Annotated in this window: 21 protein-coding genes and 1 pseudogene; 10 read left to right on the top strand and 12 right to left on the bottom strand. The window is 53.9% G+C overall.

The genetic code is table 11. The features are described 5' to 3' along the window. Position 1: 1 nt before the first annotated feature. Positions 2-661, top strand: a complete 660-nt coding sequence (locus DDT52_RS11575; RefSeq protein ID WP_136156485.1) for a DUF799 domain-containing protein — start codon at positions 2-4, stop codon at positions 659-661. Between the two features lie 121 nt (positions 662-782). Here DDT52_RS11575 and DDT52_RS11570 read toward each other — a convergent pair whose 3' ends face one another. Further along, entirely contained in the window at positions 783-1,208 is a 426-nt protein-coding gene (locus DDT52_RS11570; RefSeq protein ID WP_109054443.1) for an organic hydroperoxide resistance protein, read from the bottom strand. 131 nt (positions 1,209-1,339) lie between these two features. Further along, entirely contained in the window at positions 1,340-1,696 is a 357-nt protein-coding gene (locus DDT52_RS11565) for a winged helix-turn-helix transcriptional regulator (protein ID WP_136156559.1), read from the bottom strand. 129 nt (positions 1,697-1,825) lie between these two features. Between DDT52_RS11565 and DDT52_RS11560 the strand changes: the two genes are divergently transcribed. From DDT52_RS11560 to DDT52_RS11545, 4 genes are all read left to right on the top strand, one after another. After that, the gene (locus DDT52_RS11560) at positions 1,826-2,677 is read left to right on the top strand and encodes an SDR family oxidoreductase (RefSeq protein ID WP_136156484.1); all 852 of its coding nucleotides are present in this window, start codon (positions 1,826-1,828) and stop codon (positions 2,675-2,677) included. 239 nt (positions 2,678-2,916) lie between these two features. Then, positions 2,917-3,789 (top strand): EamA family transporter, encoded by an 873-nt coding sequence (locus DDT52_RS11555; RefSeq protein WP_136156483.1) that lies wholly within the window; start codon positions 2,917-2,919, stop codon positions 3,787-3,789. A 145-nt stretch (positions 3,790-3,934) separates the two neighbouring features. Next, complete coding sequence (locus tag DDT52_RS11550; protein WP_136156482.1) at positions 3,935-4,762, top strand: arginase family protein; 828 nt, start codon at positions 3,935-3,937, stop codon at positions 4,760-4,762. A 206-nt stretch (positions 4,763-4,968) separates the two neighbouring features. Continuing rightward, positions 4,969-5,373, top strand: coding sequence for a RidA family protein (locus tag DDT52_RS11545; protein WP_136156481.1), 405 nt, complete (start codon positions 4,969-4,971; stop codon positions 5,371-5,373). 80 nt (positions 5,374-5,453) lie between these two features. Here DDT52_RS11545 and DDT52_RS11540 read toward each other — a convergent pair whose 3' ends face one another. Then, on the bottom strand, positions 5,454-6,284 hold the full coding sequence (locus DDT52_RS11540; RefSeq protein WP_136156480.1) for an SDR family oxidoreductase: 831 nt from the start codon (positions 6,282-6,284) through the stop codon (positions 5,454-5,456). Positions 6,285-6,394: 110 nt separating this feature from the next. Between DDT52_RS11540 and DDT52_RS11535 the strand changes: the two genes are divergently transcribed. Further along, complete coding sequence (locus DDT52_RS11535) at positions 6,395-7,351, top strand: LysR family transcriptional regulator (RefSeq protein WP_136156479.1); 957 nt, start codon at positions 6,395-6,397, stop codon at positions 7,349-7,351. 232 nt (positions 7,352-7,583) lie between these two features. Here DDT52_RS11535 and DDT52_RS11530 read toward each other — a convergent pair whose 3' ends face one another. The 7 genes from DDT52_RS11530 to rpmH all read right to left on the bottom strand — a co-directional run bounded on the left by DDT52_RS11530 (position 7,584) and on the right by rpmH (position 12,367). Further along, positions 7,584-7,877 carry a type II toxin-antitoxin system RelE/ParE family toxin gene (locus tag DDT52_RS11530; RefSeq protein WP_136156478.1) on the bottom strand — a complete coding sequence of 98 codons (294 nt, stop codon included), beginning with the start codon at positions 7,875-7,877 and terminating at the stop codon, positions 7,584-7,586. Next, positions 7,865-8,146, bottom strand: coding sequence for a CopG family ribbon-helix-helix protein (locus DDT52_RS11525; protein WP_136156477.1), 282 nt, complete (start codon positions 8,144-8,146; stop codon positions 7,865-7,867). The genes DDT52_RS11530 and DDT52_RS11525 overlap by 13 nt, the downstream gene beginning before the upstream one ends. Positions 8,147-8,499: 353 nt before the next feature. Then, positions 8,500-9,864: a tRNA uridine-5-carboxymethylaminomethyl(34) synthesis GTPase MnmE gene (gene mnmE, locus DDT52_RS11520; RefSeq protein ID WP_136156476.1), complete on the bottom strand. Its 1,365-nt coding sequence runs from the start codon at positions 9,862-9,864 to the stop codon at positions 8,500-8,502. 126 nt (positions 9,865-9,990) lie between these two features. After that, a complete protein-coding gene (yidC, locus tag DDT52_RS11515; RefSeq protein WP_136156475.1) occupies positions 9,991-11,625 on the bottom strand; it encodes a membrane protein insertase YidC in 1,635 nt (544 codons plus the stop codon). A 2-nt stretch (positions 11,626-11,627) separates the two neighbouring features. Next, a complete protein-coding gene (gene yidD / locus DDT52_RS11510) occupies positions 11,628-11,885 on the bottom strand; it encodes a membrane protein insertion efficiency factor YidD (RefSeq protein ID WP_009115145.1) in 258 nt (85 codons plus the stop codon). Further along, positions 11,849-12,208, bottom strand: a complete 360-nt coding sequence (gene rnpA, locus DDT52_RS11505; RefSeq protein ID WP_109054433.1) for a ribonuclease P protein component — start codon at positions 12,206-12,208, stop codon at positions 11,849-11,851. The genes yidD and rnpA overlap by 37 nt, the downstream gene beginning before the upstream one ends. An 18-nt stretch (positions 12,209-12,226) precedes the next feature. Continuing rightward, the gene (gene rpmH, locus DDT52_RS11500) at positions 12,227-12,367 is read right to left on the bottom strand and encodes a 50S ribosomal protein L34 (RefSeq protein WP_004093983.1); all 141 of its coding nucleotides are present in this window, start codon (positions 12,365-12,367) and stop codon (positions 12,227-12,229) included. A gap of 685 nt (positions 12,368-13,052) precedes the next feature. On the opposite strand from rpmH, the gene dnaA reads away from it, so the two are divergent. From dnaA to gyrB, 4 genes are all read left to right on the top strand, one after another. Further along, a complete protein-coding gene (gene dnaA / locus DDT52_RS11495) occupies positions 13,053-14,453 on the top strand; it encodes a chromosomal replication initiator protein DnaA (RefSeq protein ID WP_136156474.1) in 1,401 nt (466 codons plus the stop codon). 4 nt (positions 14,454-14,457) lie between these two features. After that, entirely contained in the window at positions 14,458-15,558 is a 1,101-nt protein-coding gene (dnaN, locus tag DDT52_RS11490) for a DNA polymerase III subunit beta (protein ID WP_136156558.1), read from the top strand. Between the two features lie 133 nt (positions 15,559-15,691). Then, complete coding sequence (gene recF / locus DDT52_RS11485; protein WP_136156473.1) at positions 15,692-16,777, top strand: DNA replication/repair protein RecF; 1,086 nt, start codon at positions 15,692-15,694, stop codon at positions 16,775-16,777. An 18-nt stretch (positions 16,778-16,795) separates the two neighbouring features. Beyond that, complete coding sequence (gyrB, locus tag DDT52_RS11480; RefSeq protein WP_136156472.1) at positions 16,796-19,213, top strand: DNA topoisomerase (ATP-hydrolyzing) subunit B; 2,418 nt, start codon at positions 16,796-16,798, stop codon at positions 19,211-19,213. Positions 19,214-19,366: 153 nt separating this feature from the next. On the opposite strand, the gene DDT52_RS11475 is transcribed toward gyrB, so the two are convergent. Together DDT52_RS11475 and DDT52_RS21175 are read right to left on the bottom strand one after the other, a co-directional pair. After that, a complete protein-coding gene (locus DDT52_RS11475) occupies positions 19,367-20,146 on the bottom strand; it encodes an acetoin reductase (protein WP_136156471.1) in 780 nt (259 codons plus the stop codon). Positions 20,147-20,221: 75 nt separating this feature from the next. Next, positions 20,222-20,302: pseudogene (locus DDT52_RS21175) on the bottom strand (hypothetical protein); the annotation flags it as partial. Positions 20,303-20,316: the final 14 nt, after the last annotated feature.

Genomic DNA, 20,316 nt, shown 5'->3' with positions numbered 1-20,316 from the left:
AATGAATCGTATTTTAGGATTATGTGGTCTGTTGTGTGCATTGGTGTTGACCGGGTGTGCCAAACCAGTACCTTATGACTACACTGCGTTCAAGGAAAGCAAACCCCGATCTATCCTGGTGTTACCGCCGGTCAACCACTCTCCAGATGTGAAAGCGAGTTATAGTATGCTGTCTCAGGTGACATATCCGTTGGCAGAATCTGGATACTATGTGCTGCCTGTTGCGGTGGTTGAAGAAACCTTCAGGCAAAACGGTCTGACGACAGCGCAGGATATTCAGGCTGTCAACGTATCGAAACTTCATCAAATCTTTGGTGCGGATGCCGCGTTATACCTGGATGTAAAAGAGTACGGCACCAAATATATCGTCATCAACAGTGAAACCCGTGTGACGGCTGATGCACGGCTGGTTGACCTGAGAAACGGTAAATTATTGTGGAGTGGCAGTGCGACGGCATCCAGCGATGAACAGCAGTCAAGTAACAGTGGCGGTATTATCGGTATTCTGGTGCAGGCTGCCATTGACCAAATTGCCAGTACGATGAGTGATAAAGGGCATGATATTGCGGGTATCACTAGCGGACGCCTGCTTGCAGCCGGACACCCTCGCGGTATGCTCTACGGCCCGCGCTCGTTGCAATACGGTAAAGAAACCTACTAATTGATTTTGTGGTCAGTAAAAACGCCGCCGCCTCAGTTGGGCGGCGGCGTTTTTTGTGTTTCGATAACCTGATCCCCGTTAGCGGCACTGAATCCAGTGCCGCTCCACTGACTGAACCCGGTTAAACAAGCGTCAGCGTGACGTCAATGTTGCCGCGCGTGGCGTTTGAGTAAGGACAAACGGTATGCGCCTTTTGCACCAGTGCTTCCGCTTTGGCTTTGTCAAAGCCGGGAATAGAGATTTTCAGTTCCACTTCAATGCCGAATCCGGTTGAGATCTTGCCGATGCCGACGCTGCCTTCGATAGACGTATCAGACGGCAGAGAGACTTTCTCACTGGAGGCTACGCTTTTCAGCGCCCCGAGAAAGCAGGCAGAGTAACCTGCGGCAAACAGCTGTTCAGGGTTGGTGCCCGCACCGCCGCCGCCACCTAACTCTTTTGGCACATCGAGCTTCACATCGAGATGGTTGTCTGATGAAACGGCGCGACCATCGCGCCCACCCGTCGCTTTAGCATGAGCAACATAGAGAACTTTTTCGATAGACATACTTTCTCCTGTGGTTTACGAGAACAGGTTTAAGCGTAGACCATATGGCGTGTCTCTACCCGGCGTCTTTCAGGTTACGGCTATCAGGCGGTCTGTTTTTGATGATGGCGTTCCCGCGGCGAGCTTCGTACTTATTGGGCGACGTTGTTCTGCTGAGCGGTGACGATAATATCGATATTATCCTCTATCCAGCCTGCCAGCACTCTGACTCTTTCGCTCACTTCTCTGCCCAATGGAGTCAGGCTGTACTCCACGTGCGGCGGGACGACAGGATAAGCCGTGCGCAGGATAAACCCATCGTTTTCCAGATACTGTAAGGTTTGAGCCAGCATACGTTCGCTGACCCCCCCTATTCTGCGCCGCAGCTGACTGAAACGGTGCGTGCCATCCATGAGTGCAACCAGTATCAGCACGCCCCAGCGGCTGGTGACGTGGCTGAGAACCTGGCGAGACGGGCACTTTTCAGCGAAAAGATTGCCCTTTGGCATCACGGCGACAGAAGGATCCGCATGGTTTATTTTTTCGGTCACTATACTTACCTTTATGTGCGTACTTACTTAAAGTTAGCTTTGTGGGTATTATGCCAGTCTGTGTTAATCAAAGAAAGGAACTTAACGATGATCGCAATTACGGGTGCATCCGGCCAGTTGGGCCGCCTGGTCATTGAACAACTGTTGGTTAAGGTTCCGGCGCATGAAGTTCTGGCGCTGGTGCGGGACGTGAATAAAGTTGCCGATTTAGCCGCTCGCGGCGTTCAGGTGAAAGCGGCTGACTATAATCAGCCAGAAGCGCTGTTTTCCGCACTGCAAGGTGTTGATAAGGTGCTGCTGATTTCTTCCAGCGAAGTAGGGCGGCGTGCTAGCCAGCACCGCAATGTGATTGAGGCCGCGGTAAAGGCGAAAGTACCATTATTGGCTTATACCAGCCTGCTGCATGCGGATACTTCACCACTTGCGTTAGCGGCTGAACACCGTGAAACGGAAGCGTTGTTAAAACAATCCGGCCTGCCGCATGTTGTACTGCGCAACGGTTGGTACACGGAAAACTATGCCGGCGGCATACCGGCTGCATTAGCGCACGGTGTCTTTATCGGTAGTGCGGGCGAAGGGAAGATAGCCTCCGCTACGCGCGCTGACTATGCCGCCGCTGCGGTGGCCGTTCTGACGCAGGAAAATCAGGCTGGCAAGATTTATGAGCTCGCGGGCGATGAGCCTTATACGCTGGCAGAGCTGGCGGCTGAGATCAGCAAACAGTCCGGTAAGAATATCGGTTATCAAAATCTGCCGGAAGATGAATACCAGACGGTATTGGTTGGCGCAGGCGTACCGGAAGGTTTTGCCGGTATCATTGCCGATTCCGATACCGGCGCATCCAAAGGAGCGCTGTTTGATGATAGCCATCAACTGAGCAGCCTGATTGGGCGAGCAACGACGCCTCTGGCGACGGTGGTGAAAGCGGCGCTTCAGTAGCAGCAGGTTGGGCCGCAGTCGTCCGGTTGACGGTGAGCGCTGTTTGCGTGACGCGGCGATTGCGGCTAAGATTTATCGCATCGACTGAGTGGCAACTAGGGTTCCGAACGGCGTTCAAGCGCTGTTGTCTGGTCCGAGCGTTGTAGAAACTGCGGTTTTGCCGTAGCTGCACCCGAGGGAGAAAAGCCCAGAGGAGGAGACGTCGAGTCTTCTCTATGGCTTTTTGAACCGGAGTGATTATGTCCTTTCTTACTTTTGCGCTGGTCGTTCTGGCTGCGCTTATCCATGCTATATGGAACCTGCTTGCTAAACGCGCAGCTTCGGCGGGCGCCGCTTTCGTCTTTGCCTACAGCGGCATCGCTTGTATCTGCTACACGCCTTGGGTGATCTGGCTGTTTGTTACAGATACGTTGCGATGGGATCCTTTCGTCATCGTCTGTGTGGTTTTAAGCGGTGGGTTGCATTTGGCCTACAGTCTGTTTTTGCAACGCGGATATCTGGTCGCCGATCTCTCCGTTATCTATCCCGTCGCCCGTGGTTCCGCTCCCATGCTGTCTACGATCGGGGCATTTCTTTTATTTGGAGAACAACCAACAATATCGGGTGTTGCGGGTCTCGGCGCGATCGTGGCGGGCATCGTGTTGATTTCCAGCCAGGGAAGTTTCGTCAGGTTTCGACAGCCCGCCGCACAGGCAGGGATACGCTGGGGTACGGCGACGGGGGGGATGATTGCCGGCTATACCGTCGTTGACGCATATGGTGTCAAGATGCTGGGAATCCACCCCGTAATCCTGGACTGGTGTTCGCAAACCGTTCGCCTTGTGATGATGCTGCCCTGGTTAACCACTCATCGCCATGAGGTGCTCAAACTCATGAGAGGGAAATGGATGATCGCGATTGCGGTAGGCATTCTTTCCCCCCTCTCGTATATTCTTGTGCTCGTAGCACTGCAAATGGGCGCGCCGCTTAGCGTTGTCGCTCCGGTACGTGAGATGTCGATGATGGTCGGAGTACTGCTCGGTATGTTCATCCTGCGTGAACCCGTCGGGATTTGGCGGTTGGCCGGCTGTCTGGTGTTGGTGGCCGGCGTGATGCTGCTTGGTCGCTCGTAGTCGAGAAAACAATTTGTCTTCTGGCTGTGTATTTGTGGTCGAACCATTAACGGGGATTTTCATTGCGTTCAGGCTACATGATAAGTTTGTACAAAAAGACGGCGCAGCCAGCCAACAGTACCATTTCATGACGAAGGAGAGTCCGATGAACAGTAAAATCCAGATAACGATATTTCAGGGGGCGGTAGGCGATCGTAACGATCTGGCGAGGCCCGGCGCGATGGCGATCGGCAAATTGCTGGCGGAAAGATTAAGCATAACGCCTGAAATTGTCGGTGCATCGGGAGGGATGAGTCACCGTGAAGGATGGCGGGACGCGCTGGAAGCCGCCAGACCTTCGTTGAATGCCTTGTCTGCGCGCCTCGATCATCTTTTCACCGCAAAGCGTAAACCCCTTACGGCATCCAGCCGTTGCGCGACATCACTGGCAACATTGCCGGTGGTTGCCCGTCATCATCCCGACGCTTGCGTAGTCTGGCTTGATGCCCATGCCGATCTGAATACGCCAAGCACCTCTGCGACGGGCTATCTCGGCGGTTTTTCCATCGCGGGGCCGGTTGGTTTATGGGATTCAGGTTTAGGCAGCGGTTTGGATTTATCGGCGGTGATATTGGTGGGCGCGCGAGATATCGACCCGCCGGAGCAAAAGCTGATCGATGACGGGAAATTACAATGGGTGCCGGCAGGTGACGGGTTGGTTGAAAGATTACGTTGCGCTATCAATGGCCGGGCGGTTTATATCCATCTGGATTGTGATGTCCTGAACCCCGGTATCGTACCTACGGAATATGAGGTTACGGGAGGATTGTCACTGGATGACCTTTATCATCTCTGTCAGGTCATGGCGGAAAATGACCTCATCGGTGCAGAACTCGCTGAGTTTCAGATCTCTCAGACTGAAAACGGTACTCCGGTTTCTCCTGCTTCACTGCTTGATGCCTTGAGTCCGATGATTAATGGATTGAATAAGTAGGCAGCAGCACGCCGCATAATGTCCCCGGCACTGTTGCCGTGCCGTTTGCTCCTGCGGGAATGATGTTTTCAGGCTGCGCGAACGCTGTTACGCTCTTGGTGGCACATTCTCCTGACATCAATCGCCCTGGTTGTTTTCGCCAACATTCTGATTTTTCTGCTCGGTCGCTATCCCGGTCTGGGCACACAAAATAGAGAGGCCCTGCCATGACTATATCCCGTGATGCCGTATTCCCTGCCGGGCGACAAGCCCTGTACGAACGCAACCGCTATTCACCGGCCGTCCGCTCGAACGGTTTTCTTTTCGTCTCGGGCCAAGTCGGCAGCCGGGATGATGGCTCGCCGGAGCCAGAACTGGAAGCGCAGATCCGGCGAGCCTTCGATAACCTGAACTCGGTGCTTGAGGCTGGCGGTTGCACTTTCGATGACGTAGTCGATGTCACCGTGTTTCTTGTCGATCCTCAGTCCACGCTCGACACCGTCTGGAAGGTGCTGCCGGAGTACTGGGGCGATGCGCCATACCCAGCTCTGACGGGGGTTGGCGTCACATGGCTTTATGGCTTCCAATTCGAGATCAAGGTGGTCGCACGCCTGCCTGAAGGTACGAAATAAGCCAGACTGACCTTCCTGTGCTACTTAAAGGTCTTCAGGAGCGACTGCGGGATGTGGTCCTCCTCCATCACCGCACTCATTTATCGATCCAATTCCACCGAATACGCAATGTCCTTCTGCGCGTCGAGAGCCGCGAGCCGCTGCTGGAGCGCGGTATGGATATTGTCGAAAGCGGATGCTCCGAGCGTCAGACGCAACGGCGTCGTACCCCTATCGATCATTTCGATCATCCGATCGACCACTTTGTCCGCATCGCCGGTGACGGCGAACGCGCCCGAATCAATGCCGCGCTGCACGTCGCCGGCAGGCGTGCCGTCGTAGACCGGCGGCATGGCGGGACGAACCAGGCCGGCCTTGAAATTGGTGGCGGTCGGCCCCGGCTCCACGAGGGTGAAGGTGATGCCGAAGGGTTCCAGCTCCTTGGCCATCGTCTCGACGAAGCCTTCGATCCCCCATTTGGTGGCGTGGTAGAGGCTGAACCCTGGATAGGCGATCTGTCCCCCTTCCGAGGAGATTTGTAGCACGCGCCCGCCGCCCTGATTGCGCAAGTGCGCGATCGCGGCGCGGATGAGCGTGATGGAGCCGATGAGGTTCGTATCGATGATCTGGCGGATTTGTTCATCAGGCACGGCTTCCGCCGGACCGAGGATGCCATAACCGGCATTGGACACAATGACATCGATGCGGCCGAGAGCGGCAAAGGCACGATCGGTCACGGTACGCACCGCGTCCGCATCGGTCACGTCGAGCCTGGCGACCCACAGCCTGTCACCGTAAGTCGCGACGAGATCGTCGAGTGTATCAGGGCGACGCACCGTGGCAGCCACTCGATCGCCGCGGGCGAGCAGACGTTCGGTGAGAAGGCGGCCGAGACCGGCCGATGTTCCGGTAATGAACCAGGTTTTACTCATGACAGACTCCAAATGAGAAAAAAGATGGGTGACAGGATTAGATCATAGGGTCATATCATTGTTACGATAAGAGTGAATTAACCACATGGGTTGGTGTATAAAAACGACCAATGAGCAAACCGACGCTAGCTGATCTCAAAGCCTTCATGGCGGTCGCCGAGCACCGCAGCTTTCGGCGTGCTGCCGATTTGCTGGGGATCGCCCGCCCCTCAGTGAGCCATACCATTCAGGGCCTGGAAAACAGCCTGGGAGTCCGCCTGTTTCACCGGACGACGCGCAGCGTGTCCCTGACTGAAGCAGGGAAGCGCCTGCTAGGCCGCCTCGATCCGCTGATGCGCGATCTCGATGCGGCGTTGGAAGAGGTCACCGGCGAACAAGGGAATCTGCAAGGCCAACTGCGCATCAATGGTAATGATGCCGCGATCAGGTTGCTGCTGCGGACGGTGGTGCCGGAATTTCTGGCGCGCTATCCCAGCGTCGAGTTGGATCTCGTCGCCGAGGGGCGCCTGGTGGACATTGTTGAGCAGGGGTTCGACGCGGGCATCCGCTTGCGTGAAGCCGTGCCCAAGGACATGGTGGCGATCCCCCTCGGGCCGGACATCCGCTTTCTGGCGGTGGCCTCGCCACGCTACCTGGCCGCACGGCCCGCACCGGAAGTGCCGGATGCGCTTACCCAGCACCAGTGCATCCGGCAGCGTTTGCCCAGCGGCAAGCGCTACCGCTGGGAGTTCAGCAAGCGGGGACAGGTGGTGGAGATCGACGTGCCCGGTACGCTGACGCTCGACAGCAGCCCGTTGATGCTGGAAGCCGCCATCAAGGGTCTTGGCATCGCCTACATGCCCGAACCCTATGCCCGCGCCGCGCTGGAGGATGGGCGTCTGGTGAGCGTACTGGAAGATTGGTGTCCCCGGATACCGGGGCTGTCGCTGTATTTTCCCGGCCATCGCCACGTTCCGGCGACCCTGCGGGCCTTGATCGATACGATCCAGGCGCTGCGCCATCAATTCGACGATCTGGCTCCATCGACGCCTCTGCGCAAATCCCCGCCCGCCGTCCAGCCACGCTGAGACGCAACCGCGGCATCGCTCACCATCAGCCTCCTCGCTGGCGGTATCCGCAGTTGAGTGCGGAACTCGAGGGGGGTCATGGTTGTAACTGCTTTGAAGCGTGGACGATAGGAAGCTGGAAATCGTGGATATCTGATTGATTTGCAATTGTATTTGTTGTCGTATTTTTGTGTGGTGGGCAAATTATGGACACAAAACGGAAATTGCTTATAACACAATGATTTCTTGCGGATTAATACCCTGCTTCTTTCTGATGGCGAAAGGCCAGCATATAAATACGGTCTTCTATTTTCTCGTAGCGGTACAACGCCACATAGCCGGAATCGCCGAATTCAATCATCAGTTCTCGCAATACCGGCAGTTCGGTTAAAGGGCGACCCATTTCTGGGCTATTTCCCAGTTGCTCAAAATGCGCTTCGAGCACCTGGCCGGCCCTGATGGCTACCAGCGGATTTTTATTGGTCAGAAACTCACGACAGCGAGTTAATCCCGTTGCCGCTCGTTGAGTGATGATCACTTGTGGCATTCAGGAATGTCCGTTTCCGCTTCTGTTCCCCAACCACGCAGCCAGGTTTTGATTTCATCTCCAGTCAGATGCAGGCCGGTTTCCTGATATTCACGCCAGGAATCAAGCGCTTCCTGTTTAAAGCTTTCACGCGCCTCTTCACGCTCAATGTATTGAGTGATAGCGGTAATCATCAGATAATGCGGGCTACGATCGCGTGAAGCCGCCAGTTTTTTAACACGTTCTTTAAGGCTGTCGTCGATTTTGAGTGTGGTGCTTGATGTTGACATGTGCCGGCCTCATAAGGAGTACAAGGTGTTACCTTTTACTAGTTTATCTTGCACATCGCGATAGAACAATATTTGAACAAATAATTATAGTTGATGCGGAAGATGCAGAAGCTGGAATATGGTTTTATCTATTTGATTAATAATGTTATTTATTGGTGCGCTTCTGTTTGATGGGCCAGATCAATAGCGTAAGCGCCAGACCTTACGGCCCGTGACACAGGGAAAAATGGCTATGGACACAAAAATCCCTGGCTCTCGATGGAAGCGAACAGACATCGATGGAACAAAAAATCCCGCATAACAAGGCGCTATGCGGGGTCAGTGGAAGTGAGTGGACGCTTACAGACTCAGCGTTACTTGCCGATGCAGAAGCTGGAGAAAATACGCCCCAGAAGATCGTCAGAAGTGAATTCGCCCGTGATTTCGCTCAGAGCCTGCTGAGCCAGCCGCAATTCCTCAGCCAGTAGCTCCCCCGCATAGGCGCTTACCAGTTGTTCTTTACCCTGAATCAGATGCTGGGCGGCCTGTTCCAGTGCCTGCAAGTGGCGGCGACGTGCCAGAAAGCCACCCTCAGTGTTGCTGGTGAATCCCATGCTTTGTTTGAGGTGATCGCGCAGCGTGTCGATACCTTCCCCGGTACGCGCGGAGAGGCGAATAAGTGAGTAAGTATTCACATTCTCAATGCCCAGCTTCTCGCCGGTGATATCGGCTTTGTTACGCACCACGGTAATCGGCAGGGTTGTTGGCAAGCGCGCCATGAATTCGGGCCAGATGGCGGCAGGTTCAATCGCCTGGGTGGTGGTGCCGTCGACCATAAACAGCACGCGGTCGGCCTGTTCGATTTCCTGCCAGGCGCGTTCAATACCGATGCGTTCGACTTCATCGTTGGCGTCGCGTAGGCCGGCAGTATCAATGATGTGCAGCGGCATACCGTCAATATGGATATGCTCGCGCAAGACATCGCGGGTGGTGCCGGCAATATCGGTTACGATGGCGGCTTCTCTGCCTGCTAACGCGTTGAGCAAACTTGATTTGCCGGCATTTGGACGTCCCGCTATCACGACTTTCATTCCTTCACGCAGCAGGCTGCCTTGATGCGCTTCGGTTCTGACTGCGTCCAAATCGTCCATCACATTGTTGAGCTGAGCTTCAATTTTGCCATCAGAGAGAAAATCGATTTCTTCATCCGGAAAGTCGATGGCGGCTTCAACGTAGATTCTCAGGTGCGTCAACGCTTCAACCAGATGATTAATCCGGTTGGAAAAGGCGCCTTGCAGTGAGTTCAGCGCAGAACGCGCTGCCTGTTCGGAGCTGGCATCAATCAAATCGGCGATAGCTTCGGCCTGTGCCAGATCGAGTTTGTCGTTAAGAAAGGCGCGCTCAGAGAACTCGCCGGGGCGTGCAATACGCACGTCGGGCAACGTCAGAATACGTTTCAACAACAAATCAAGAATGACGGGGCCACCGTGTCCCTGTAGTTCCAGCACGTCTTCACCGGTAAAGGAGTTCGGGCCGGGGAACCAGAGAGCAATACCCTGATCGAGCGTCGTGCCATCAGCATCCCGAAACGGTAGATAGTCGGCGTAACGCGGTTTGGGAAGTTTGCCTAAAACGGCTTCGGCTACGGCTGAAGCCGACTGCCCGGAAACGCGTAAAATACCTACCCCGCCGCGTCCCGGTGGCGTGGCTTGGGCAACGATGGTATCGGTATGACTCATGATGTTCTCTCTGTATTGGCACCTGTTGTCAGGCTATTTTACGTGTCGTTGCGGGAAACGCAGCCGATAAAAAACAAGGCGGTCAATGACCGCCTTGTTTTCGTTATTGTCGTGGCAATCCCGGAATTATTTCTTCTCGCGGCTATGCAAGCCACGTTTTTCCAAACCACGGTAGATCAGCTGCTGCTGAATGATGGTCACCAGGTTGCTGACGATATAGTACAGCACCAGACCAGACGGGAACCACAGGAAGAACACCGTGAAAATGACCGGCATGTAAGTCATGATCTTCTGCTGCATCGGGTCGGTAACGGTAGTCGGCGACATCTTCTGAATGAAGAACATCGTCACGCCCATCAGAATCGGCAGAATATAGTACGGGTCTTGCGCGGACAGGTCATGAATCCACAGGGCGAACGGCGCATGACGCAGTTCAACGGAGCCCATCAGCATGTAGTACAGCGCCAGGAAGATTGGCATCTGAATCAACAGCGGGAAACAGCCGCCCAGCGGGTTAACTTTTTCTGACTTGTACAGCGCCATCATTTCCTGACTCATGCGCTGTTTGTCGTCACCAATACGCTCACGCATCGCCTGCAATTTGGGTTGCAGCATGCGCATTTTCGCCATGGAGGTGTATTGCGCTTTGGTCAGCGGGTACATGATACCGCGCACGATAAAGGTGATGGCAATGATGGAGAAGCCCCAGTTGCCGATAAAGCCGTGCAGGAATTTCAGCAGTTTAAACAGCGGCTGAGAAATAAACCACAGCCAGCCGTAATCCACGGTCAGGTCCAGATGTGGCGCAACAGCGGCCATCTTGTCCTGAATTTCCGGGCCAACCCACAGAGTAGCGTTCAGATTTTGCTGGCTGCCTGCCGGTACGACAACCGGTGTGGATTTGAAGCCGATAGCCGCCTGTCCATTGCCCAACCGGGAGGAATAAAATGTGTTGTCGCCTGCGGTTGTCGGGATCCATGCGGTAGCAAAGTATTGTTGCAGCATGGCGACCCAGCCACCGTTGGTGGTGATGTTCAGGTTCTCATCCATGTCGCTGAAGCTATATTTCTTGTATTTATCTTCGCTGGAAGAGAACGCGGCGCCACGATAAGTATGCAGGGCAAAGTTGCTGCTGCCGGTATCGCGATGTTTGGGTAAATCGATGGATTGCTTCAACTGGCCGAACAGGGTCAGTTCCAACGGCTGTGCACTGGCGTTGTCGATGCTGTAGTCAACATTCAGTGCATAGTCACCACGTTTCAGAACAAACGTTTTGGTGTAGACAACGCCGTCCTCTGCGGTGTAGGTCATCGGAATACGCAGTTCGTTTTGACCCTCAGCCAGTTCAAAATGATCCTGGGTGACGGTAAACAATGGACGCGGACCATTCGCCGGGTTATCCGGACCGTTCTTGCCGGTCAGACCGCTTTGCGCCTGATAGACAAACTCTGGCGTGGTTTCCAGCAGCAGGAAGGGATTATCTGAACCCAACGTGTCCGGATAAGTCAGCAGATGTGCTTGCTCAATGTCACCACCGCGGGTATTGATGGTCAAAGACAGCACGTCGGTTTTCACCGTGATCAGTTGACCTTGACCGCTGGCCGGTACGCCCTGATTGGTAGCATCACCGGTTGCTGCATTCGTCGCCTGCTGTATGGCCTGCGTGGTCGCCGGCGGATTTTTGTCCGTTTCCCAGGCTTGCCAGATCATAAAGGTCACGAATAGCAGAGCGATGAGAAGAAGATTGCGTTGCGAATCCATCGTTAATGTTCTCTGTTATTGTCGGTTTTTGGCGGTACGGGATCATCACCACCAGGGTTCAAAGGGTGGCATTTTAATACGCGTTTGAGCGTCAACCAACTGCCTTTTATCATGCCGAACCTGCGTATTGCCTCAATTCCGTATTGTGAACACGTTGGCCGGAACCGGCAATGTGGTCCAAGTAACGGACTGATAACGAGTTGATAACCGCGTATCAACCCGATCAGCAGGCGAGAGCCAAACGACAGTGCCGACGCCATAGTTTTTCCAACGCTTCCGTCAGTGTTCGGTTATCCAGTTCAGACACCCCTTTTTTCGCAATGACCACAAAATCCATTGATGGCAATGAATGTTGATGCAGGCGAAAGCTTTCGCGCGTCAGGCGTTTAATCCGATTGCGTTCATGAGCACGTTTGACATGCTTTTTGGCGACGGTAAGACCGATGCGGGGATGCCCCAGCGTGTTCAGGCGGCCGAGGATAGTGATTTGCGGCGTGCCAGCCCGTTGCGGTTGCTGGAAGACGAAAGTGAAATGGCTGGGAGTTAACAAACGTAACTCCCTGGGAAAAGCGAGCTTAACCACTCGGTGGGTTAGCTTGTATTACTTAGAAACAGTCAGACGAGTACGGCCTTTCGCACGACGGCGGGCCAGAACCTGACGACCATTTTTAGTGGCCATACGAGCACGGAAACCGTGGCTACGGTTACGCTTCAATACGGACGGTTGGAAAGTGCGTTTCATGGCGATTTCTACCTAAACTTGGATAATTAACGGTCTATCCCTGCTGGTGCGGGGAATAAACACGACTTCACAGTAAACGCGTTTGGCTACTCGGCGTGACAATGACCGACGCCTCAATCGCATATAACAAAGAGGCGGGATTGTAATAATTGTACAGTCCCGAGTCAATTAACATCACACTTTACCTGCCAGCCATGCCAATTATTTTTTGGATTTCTGTCTGGCCGAGCACAGAAAACAGGCGTGGACGCGCGGGCAGGGAATTATACGGACTCTATAATAAAGCGCAAGGATCCTACGACGATCTCTCCCGCAAGATCATGATCGCGGTCACCGTAACGATCTTATCATCGGGTTTATTCTTGAGCACGTCCCGCACCGGCTGGCATAAGGTCAGCAGAATCCGATCGTTATAGTTTGTCTCACAGGCTGCTATAAGAATAGCCTGTGGATAAAAAGGATCGAAACTGTGCAGAAGGGGAGGATCTCTTCTCCGGATTAGGTTATGATCCGCCGTCCCGTTGGCGATCCTTCGTCGGGATCGTCACGGTAAACCGCTTATGGGTAACGCGGTGCGTCTGTCTTCCATTACATTGAGTGGGAGAGGGCGCCAAAATCATGAGTCACATAAATAACGTTTCTTATTCTTTTCTTTTTGATCGTTCTTGTTCGAGTGGAGTCCGCCGTGTCGCTTTCGCTTTGGCAGCAGTGTCTTGCCCGTTTGCAGGATGAGTTACCTGCCACAGAATTCAGTATGTGGATACGCCCGTTACAGGCGGAGCTGAGTGATAACACTCTGGCGCTCTACGCCCCTAATCGCTTCGTTCTGGATTGGGTTCGTGATAAATATTTGAATAACATCAATGGATTGCTCAATGATTTTTGCGGGATGGACGCCCCTTTGCTGCGTTTTGAGGTTGGGAGCAAACCTTTGGTTCAGGCCGTGAGCCAGCCGGTCAATCACCATAATAATAGTAATGTTAGTATGGCCGCCGTATCGCAGACCCGTTTGGCGCCGGTACGCCCAAGCTGGGATAATTCGCCGGTGCAGGCTGAACATACCTATCGTTCCAATGTGAACCCCAAGCATACGTTTGACAACTTTGTTGAAGGTAAGTCAAACCAGCTGGCGCGCGCCGCCGCCCGCCAGGTCGCCGATAATCCGGGCGGCGCCTACAATCCGCTGTTTTTGTATGGCGGCACCGGGCTGGGGAAAACGCACTTGTTGCATGCGGTAGGCAACGGCATTATTGCCCGCAAAGCTAACGCGAAAGTGGTTTACATGCATTCTGAACGCTTTGTTCAGGATATGGTGAAAGCGTTGCAGAACAATGCGATTGAAGAGTTCAAGCGTTATTACCGCTCTGTCGATGCGTTACTGATTGATGACATTCAGTTTTTTGCCAACAAAGAGCGTTCTCAGGAAGAGTTCTTCCATACGTTCAATGCCCTGCTGGAAGGTAATCAGCAAATCATTTTGACATCCGATCGCTATCCGAAAGAGATCAACGGCGTGGAAGATCGCCTGAAATCCCGTTTTGGATGGGGTCTGACCGTTGCCATTGAACCGCCGGAGCTGGAAACGCGCGTGGCGATTCTGATGAAGAAAGCGGATGAAAACGATATTCGTCTGCCCGGCGAAGTGGCTTTCTTTATCGCCAAACGCCTGCGCTCCAACGTGCGCGAGCTGGAAGGCGCCTTGAACCGGGTTATCGCCAATGCCAACTTTACCGGCCGTTCCATCACCATTGATTTTGTGCGTGAAGCGCTGCGCGATCTGCTGGCATTGCAGGAAAAACTGGTTACTATCGACAATATTCAGAAGACAGTGGCGGAATATTATAAAATCAAAGTTGCCGATCTGTTGTCTAAACGTCGTTCCCGTTCAGTGGCGCGCCCACGTCAGATGGCGATGGCGCTGGCCAAAGAGCTGACCAACCATAGCCTGCCGGAAATCGGCGATGCGTTTGGTGGACGTGACCATACTACGGTGTTGCATGCCTGTCGTAAAATCGAACAGCTGCGTGAGGAAAGTCACGACATCAAAGAAGATTTTTCCAATTTAATCAGAACCCTATCTTCATAACATGATGAAATTTATTGTTGAACGCGAACATCTGTTAAAGCCATTGCAGCAGGTCAGCAGCCCGTTGGGCGGCCGGCCTACGTTACCTATTCTGGGCAACCTGTTGATACAGGTGACCGAAGGGGCGTTGTCACTGACCGGTACCGATCTCGAGATGGAGATGGTGGCCAAAGTCGCGCTTACGCAACCGCATGAGCCGGGCGCGACGACGGTACCGGCCCGTAAACTGTTTGATATCTGCCGTGGTTTGCCGGACGGTGCGGAAATCACCGTCATGCTGGATGGCGATCGCATGTTGGTGCGTTCCGGCCGCAGCCGTTTTTCGCTGTCGACCCTGCCTGCGGCGGATTTTCCCAATCTGGATGACTGGCAGAGCGACGTTGAATTTTCACTGCCTCAGGCAACGCTGAAGCGTCTGATTGAGGCCACGCAGTTTTCGATGGCGCATCAGGATGTGCGTTACTACCTTAACGGTATGCTGTTTGAAACCGAAGGCGAAGAATTGCGCACCGTAGCGACCGACGGTCATCGGCTGGCCGTTTGCGCAATGCCGGTAGGACAGTCTCTGCCGTCGCATTCGGTGATTGTGCCGCGTAAAGGCGTGATGGAGCTGGTTCGTTTGCTGGATGGCGGTGATGCGCTGCTGCAACTGCAAATCGGCAGTAACAATATCCGTGCGCATGTCGGCGATTTTATCTTTACTTCCAAGCTGGTTGACGGTCGTTTCCCCGATTATCGCCGTGTTTTACCGAAAAACCCGGATAAAACGCTGGAAGCCAGCTGTGATTTGCTCAAGCAGGCGTTCTCGCGCGCCGCCATTCTGTCGAATGAGAAGTTCCGCGGCGTACGTTTGCACCTCATCCACAACCAGTTGAAGATCACCGCGAATAATCCTGAACAGGAAGAGGCGGAAGAGATTCTGGATGTGCAGTATGAGGGGACCGAGATGGAGATCGGGTTCAACGTCAGCTACGTTCTGGACGTACTGAACGCGCTGAAGAGCGAGGATGTTCGCCTGTTGCTGACCGACTCTGTTTCCAGCGTGCAGATTGAAGATGGCGCCAGCCGGGCGGCCGCCTATGTCGTTATGCCCATGCGCCTCTAGTATTATGGCGGGCTATTTTACTTGCCAGATTGGGATTGGCCGTGTTCGCTATTGCCGCGGACATGGGTTCGGCGCGGCGCCCGTTCCCACTCTGTCTGCGACAATCACGTCTTTGACCACATGAAGTAGTCGCATGGCGCTTACTCGTCTTCTGATTAAAGATTTCCGTAATATTGAAGCGGCCGATCTGGCGCTGGCTCCCGGCTTTAACTTTTTGGTCGGGGCGAACGGCAGTGGCAAAACCAGCGTGCTGGAAGCGATTTATACGCTGGGGCATGGCCGGGCGTTTCGCAGCGTGCAGGCGGCGCGCGTTATCCGCCACGATCGGGATGAATTTATATTGCACGGCCGTATCGACAGCGCGGAAAAAGAGCGATCTGTCGGGTTGAGTAAAAACCGTCAGGGCGACAGTAAAGTGCGCATTGACGGCAGCGACGGCCATAAAGTGGCTGAGCTCGCGCAGCTGTTGCCGATTCAGCTGATCACTCCCGAAGGTTTTACCCTGCTGAATGGCGGGCCGAAATTCCGCCGTGCTTTTCTCGACTGGGGCTGTTTTCATAACGAACCCGGTTTTTTCTCCGCCTGGAGCAATATGAAACGCCTGCTGCGTCAGCGTAATGCGGCGCTGCGTCAGGTGAGCCATTATGGTCAACTCAGGGCCTGGGATCAGGAATTGGCGCCTTTGGCTCAGCGTATCAGCGAATGGCGGGCGCAGTATAGTGAAGCGATTATTGAAGATATCACGGCGACCTGTATGCAATTCCTGCCTGAGTTTTCTCTCGGGTTTTCGTTCCAGCGAGGTTGGGACAAAGAGAGTGAGTATGCCGAACTGCTGGAACGTCAGTTTGAACGTGACCGGCTGTTAGGCTACACGGCGCTTGGGCCACATAAAGCCGACTTTCGCATCCGCGCCAGCGGCGTGGCCGTTGAGGATATGTTATCCCGCGGTCAGCTAAAGCTGCTGATGTGCGCATTAAGATTGGCCCAGGGTGAGTTCCTCACCCGTCAGAACGGACTGCGCTGTCTGTATCTGATCGATGATTTTGCTTCCGAACTGGATAGTACCCGCCGCCGTTTGCTGGCTGAACGGTTAAAAGCCACTCATGCACAGGTGTTTGTGAGCGCAGTCAGCGCTGAACAGATAGACGACATGGTTGGTGAAAAGGGCAAGATGTTCCGCGTGGAACAGGGTAAAATAACGGTTCAATCACAGGACTAAAATAAGCGGGAAACGTTGATGTCGAATTCTTATGACTCCTCAAGTATCAAGGTATTGAAAGGGCTGGATGCGGTACGTAAACGCCCAGGAATGTATATCGGCGATACGGATGATGGTACCGGTCTGCATCACATGGTATTCGAGGTTGTGGACAACGCTATCGACGAGGCGCTCGCTGGCTATTGTAAAGATATTGTCATCACCATCCACGCTGATAACTCCGTCTCGGTACAGGATGATGGCCGTGGTATTCCTACCGGTATTCATGAAGAAGAAGGGATATCCGCCGCGGAAGTGATCATGACGGTGCTGCATGCTGGCGGCAAGTTTGATGACAACTCCTATAAAGTCTCCGGCGGTTTGCACGGCGTCGGGGTGTCGGTCGTTAACGCCCTGTCTGAAAAACTGGAACTGGTGATTCGCCGCGAAGGCAAAGTCCATGAACAGACCTATCGCCACGGCGTCGCCCAGGCACCGCTGAAAGTGGTGGGCGATAGCGAGAAAACCGGTACGACGGTCCGTTTCTGGCCGAGCCTGGAAACCTTCACCAACGTGGTGGAATTCGAATATGAGATTCTGGCCAAGCGTCTGCGTGAACTGTCGTTCCTGAACTCCGGCGTATCGATCCGTCTGATTGACGAACGTGAAAAAGACAAGGCCGATCACTTCCACTATGAAGGCGGGATCAAAGCGTTTGTCGATTATCTCAACCGGAATAAAACGCCAATCCATCCGACCGTGTTCTATTTTTCCACGGTGAAAGACGATATCGGTGTTGAAGTGGCGCTACAGTGGAATGATGGTTTTCAGGAAAATATTTACTGTTTTACCAACAACATTCCGCAGCGTGACGGGGGGACGCACCTGGCCGGTTTCCGCGCCGCGATGACCCGTACGCTGAACACCTACATGGATAAAGAAGGCTACAGTAAAAAGGCCAAGATCAGCGCCACCGGCGACGATGCGCGCGAAGGTCTGATTGCTGTGGTATCGGTGAAAGTACCCGATCCCAAATTCTCCTCACAGACCAAAGACAAGCTGGTTTCCTCCGAGGTGAAAACCGCGGTTGAATCGTTGATGAACGAGAAGCTGGTGGACTATCTGATGGAAAACCCATCGGACGCCAAGATTGTCGTGGGCAAAATCATTGACGCCGCCCGCGCCCGTGAAGCGGCGCGCAAGGCGCGCGATATGACGCGTCGTAAGGGGGCGCTCGATCTGGCCGGTCTGCCGGGGAAACTGGCGGACTGTCAGGAACGCGACCCGGCGCTGTCCGAACTCTACCTGGTGGAAGGGGATTCGGCGGGCGGCTCTGCCAAGCAGGGACGTAACCGTAAGAATCAGGCGATTCTGCCGCTGAAAGGTAAGATCCTGAACGTTGAGAAAGCGCGTTTTGACAAGATGCTGTCTTCACAGGAAGTGGCGACGCTGATTACGGCGCTGGGTTGCGGCATTGGCCGGGATGAATACAACCCGGACAAACTGCGTTATCACAGCATCATTATCATGACCGATGCCGACGTCGATGGTTCTCACATCCGTACGCTGCTGTTGACCTTCTTCTATCGTCAACTGCCTGAAATCATTGAACGTGGTCACGTGTATATCGCGCAGCCGCCGTTGTACAAAGTGAAGAAAGGTAAGCAAGAGCAGTACATCAAAGACGATGAAGCCATGGATCAGTACCAGATTGCGCTGGCGCTGGACGGGGCGACGTTGCACGCCAATGCTCACGCCCCGGCGCTGGCTGGCGAACCGTTGGAGAAACTGGTTTTAGAGCATTACGCGGTGCAGAAAATGATTGGCCGTATGGAGCGTCGGTTCCCGCGCGCATTACTCAATTGCTTAATCTACCAGTCGACGCTGGCTGAAGCGGATTTGAGCGATCGGGCAAAAGTACAGTCGTGGATTGAAGCGCTGGCTGCCAGCCTGAATGAACAGGAAGTGCATGGCAGCGCCTATAGCTTCGTGATTCGTGAAGATCAGGAACGTCAGATTTTTGAACCGGCTTTGCGCGTACGTACCCACGGCGTGGATACCGACTATCTGCTGGGCGCAAGCTTCATCGCCGGTGGCGAGTACCGTAAGCTGAATCAGTTGGGCGAAAAACTGCGTGGCCTGATCGAAGAAGATGCTTACATTGAGCGTGGTGAGCGTCGTCAACCGGTAGCCAGCTTTGAACAGGCGCTGGATTGGCTGGTGAAAGAGTCCCGTCGCGGCTTGGCCATCCAACGTTACAAAGGTCTGGGAGAAATGAACCCGGAACAGCTGTGGGAAACCACCATGGATCCGACCAGCCGTCGTATGTTACGGGTTACGGTTAAAGATGCGATTGCGGCGGATGAGCTGTTTACCACGCTGATGGGGGATGCGGTTGAACCTCGCCGTGCGTTTATCGAAGAGAACGCGCTGAAGGCGATGAATATCGATATCTGATACACCTTTTCGTCATGTTACTGACTAAGCCGGCATCCTGCCCGACAGGATGCCGGCTTATTATTGGTGTCGATTTTGCGGCGAGATTTCTCCGCCATTCAGTAAAGACTAAAAAACCGCTTTCCCCGGCGAAAGCGGCCTGGCAAAAAAGGCTTAACGATAAACAATACCGCCATCAATCAGGATAGATTGTCCGGTGATATAGTCAGAATCCGGCCCAGCCAGATACGACACCAGACCTGCCACATCATCCGGCGTTTCTGCGCGGCCAAGTGCAATACCGTCAACATACTTTTTGTAAGTTTCGCCAAGAGGCGTTCCGGTAATTTCTGAGAAACGGCGATCGATCTCCTGCCACATGCCGGTACCGACAATCCCCGGGCAATAAGCATTCACCGTAATTCCCCGGCTGGCATATTCTTTGGCTGCGGCCTGCGTCAACGCGCGCACGGCAAATTTCGTTGCCGAATAAATACCGAGTAAGGCAAAGCCATCATGACCCGCAATGGAACAGGCATTAATGATTTTGCCGTTCTGTTTTCTGTCGATAAATTTCTTCGCCGCGGCCTGAATCCCCCAGAGCGTCCCCTGAACGTTGACCCGCATGATGCGATCGACTTCTTCCGGGGTAACGTCAGCCAGTGCCTGCACCTGCGCCATGCCTGCATTGTTGACAATAATGTCAAACCCTCCCAATTGTTGTTCGGCCAGATCGATAGACTCATAAACCTGAGCACGATCGGTAATATCAGCAACAAAGGTTGCCACTTTACGCCCCAATGCTTCCACCTCGGCGGCTACCGCATCCAGCCCGGAACGGTTAACGTCGACCAGCATCAGCGATGCGCCATCTCTGGCCATACGCAATGCGATGCTACGTCCAATACCTTGCCCGGCGCCGGTCACCAACGCTACTTTATTTCCGATAGCCATATTTTGTATCCACCTCGTACTGATTAAAAAAAACCAATGATTGCTTTACCGTTTCCCCGATAGGCAAATTTGCCGATTTTCAGCGTGCAGGCGCTCTTCAAATTCACGCATTTCGCGCATTTTGCGATAAGCCTGTAACAACGGTTGTTTATTCAGCTTCCCTCTTTCCG

The organism is Brenneria roseae subsp. roseae, from assembly GCF_003115845.1.
GTDB classification, from domain to species: domain Bacteria; phylum Pseudomonadota; class Gammaproteobacteria; order Enterobacterales; family Enterobacteriaceae; genus Brenneria; species Brenneria roseae.
The sequence above is the reverse complement of the archived record's forward strand: the minus strand, read 5'-3'. Positions and strand labels throughout refer to the sequence as shown.

Excerpts from the sequence above, each read along its gene's own strand:
- DDT52_RS11575 (WP_136156485.1), top strand. The coding sequence starts at position 2 with ATGAATCGTATTTTAGGATTATGTGGTCTGTTGTGTGCATTGGTGTTG.
- DDT52_RS11545 (WP_136156481.1), top strand. The coding sequence starts at position 4,969 with ATGACTATATCCCGTGATGCCGTATTCCCTGCCGGGCGACAAGCCCTG.
- DDT52_RS11475 (WP_136156471.1), bottom strand. The coding sequence starts at position 20,146 with ATGGCTATCGGAAATAAAGTAGCGTTGGTGACCGGCGCCGGGCAAGGT.
- DDT52_RS11540 (WP_136156480.1), bottom strand. The coding sequence starts at position 6,284 with ATGAGTAAAACCTGGTTCATTACCGGAACATCGGCCGGTCTCGGCCGC.
- yidD (WP_009115145.1), bottom strand. The coding sequence starts at position 11,885 with ATGGCGTCGGCACTGTCGTTTGGCTCTCGCCTGCTGATCGGGTTGATA.
- DDT52_RS11525 (WP_136156477.1), bottom strand. The coding sequence starts at position 8,146 with ATGTCAACATCAAGCACCACACTCAAAATCGACGACAGCCTTAAAGAA.
- DDT52_RS11550 (WP_136156482.1), top strand. The coding sequence starts at position 3,935 with ATGAACAGTAAAATCCAGATAACGATATTTCAGGGGGCGGTAGGCGAT.
- DDT52_RS11565 (WP_136156559.1), bottom strand. The coding sequence starts at position 1,696 with ATGCCAAAGGGCAATCTTTTCGCTGAAAAGTGCCCGTCTCGCCAGGTT.
- rpmH (WP_004093983.1), bottom strand. The coding sequence starts at position 12,367 with ATGAAACGCACTTTCCAACCGTCCGTATTGAAGCGTAACCGTAGCCAC.
- DDT52_RS11555 (WP_136156483.1), top strand. The coding sequence starts at position 2,917 with ATGTCCTTTCTTACTTTTGCGCTGGTCGTTCTGGCTGCGCTTATCCAT.
- yidC (WP_136156475.1), bottom strand. The coding sequence starts at position 11,625 with ATGGATTCGCAACGCAATCTTCTTCTCATCGCTCTGCTATTCGTGACC.
- dnaN (WP_136156558.1), top strand. The coding sequence starts at position 14,458 with ATGAAATTTATTGTTGAACGCGAACATCTGTTAAAGCCATTGCAGCAG.
- DDT52_RS11535 (WP_136156479.1), top strand. The coding sequence starts at position 6,395 with ATGAGCAAACCGACGCTAGCTGATCTCAAAGCCTTCATGGCGGTCGCC.
- recF (WP_136156473.1), top strand. The coding sequence starts at position 15,692 with ATGGCGCTTACTCGTCTTCTGATTAAAGATTTCCGTAATATTGAAGCG.
- gyrB (WP_136156472.1), top strand. The coding sequence starts at position 16,796 with ATGTCGAATTCTTATGACTCCTCAAGTATCAAGGTATTGAAAGGGCTG.
- DDT52_RS11570 (WP_109054443.1), bottom strand. The coding sequence starts at position 1,208 with ATGTCTATCGAAAAAGTTCTCTATGTTGCTCATGCTAAAGCGACGGGT.
- DDT52_RS11530 (WP_136156478.1), bottom strand. The coding sequence starts at position 7,877 with ATGCCACAAGTGATCATCACTCAACGAGCGGCAACGGGATTAACTCGC.
- mnmE (WP_136156476.1), bottom strand. The coding sequence starts at position 9,864 with ATGAGTCATACCGATACCATCGTTGCCCAAGCCACGCCACCGGGACGC.
- DDT52_RS11560 (WP_136156484.1), top strand. The coding sequence starts at position 1,826 with ATGATCGCAATTACGGGTGCATCCGGCCAGTTGGGCCGCCTGGTCATT.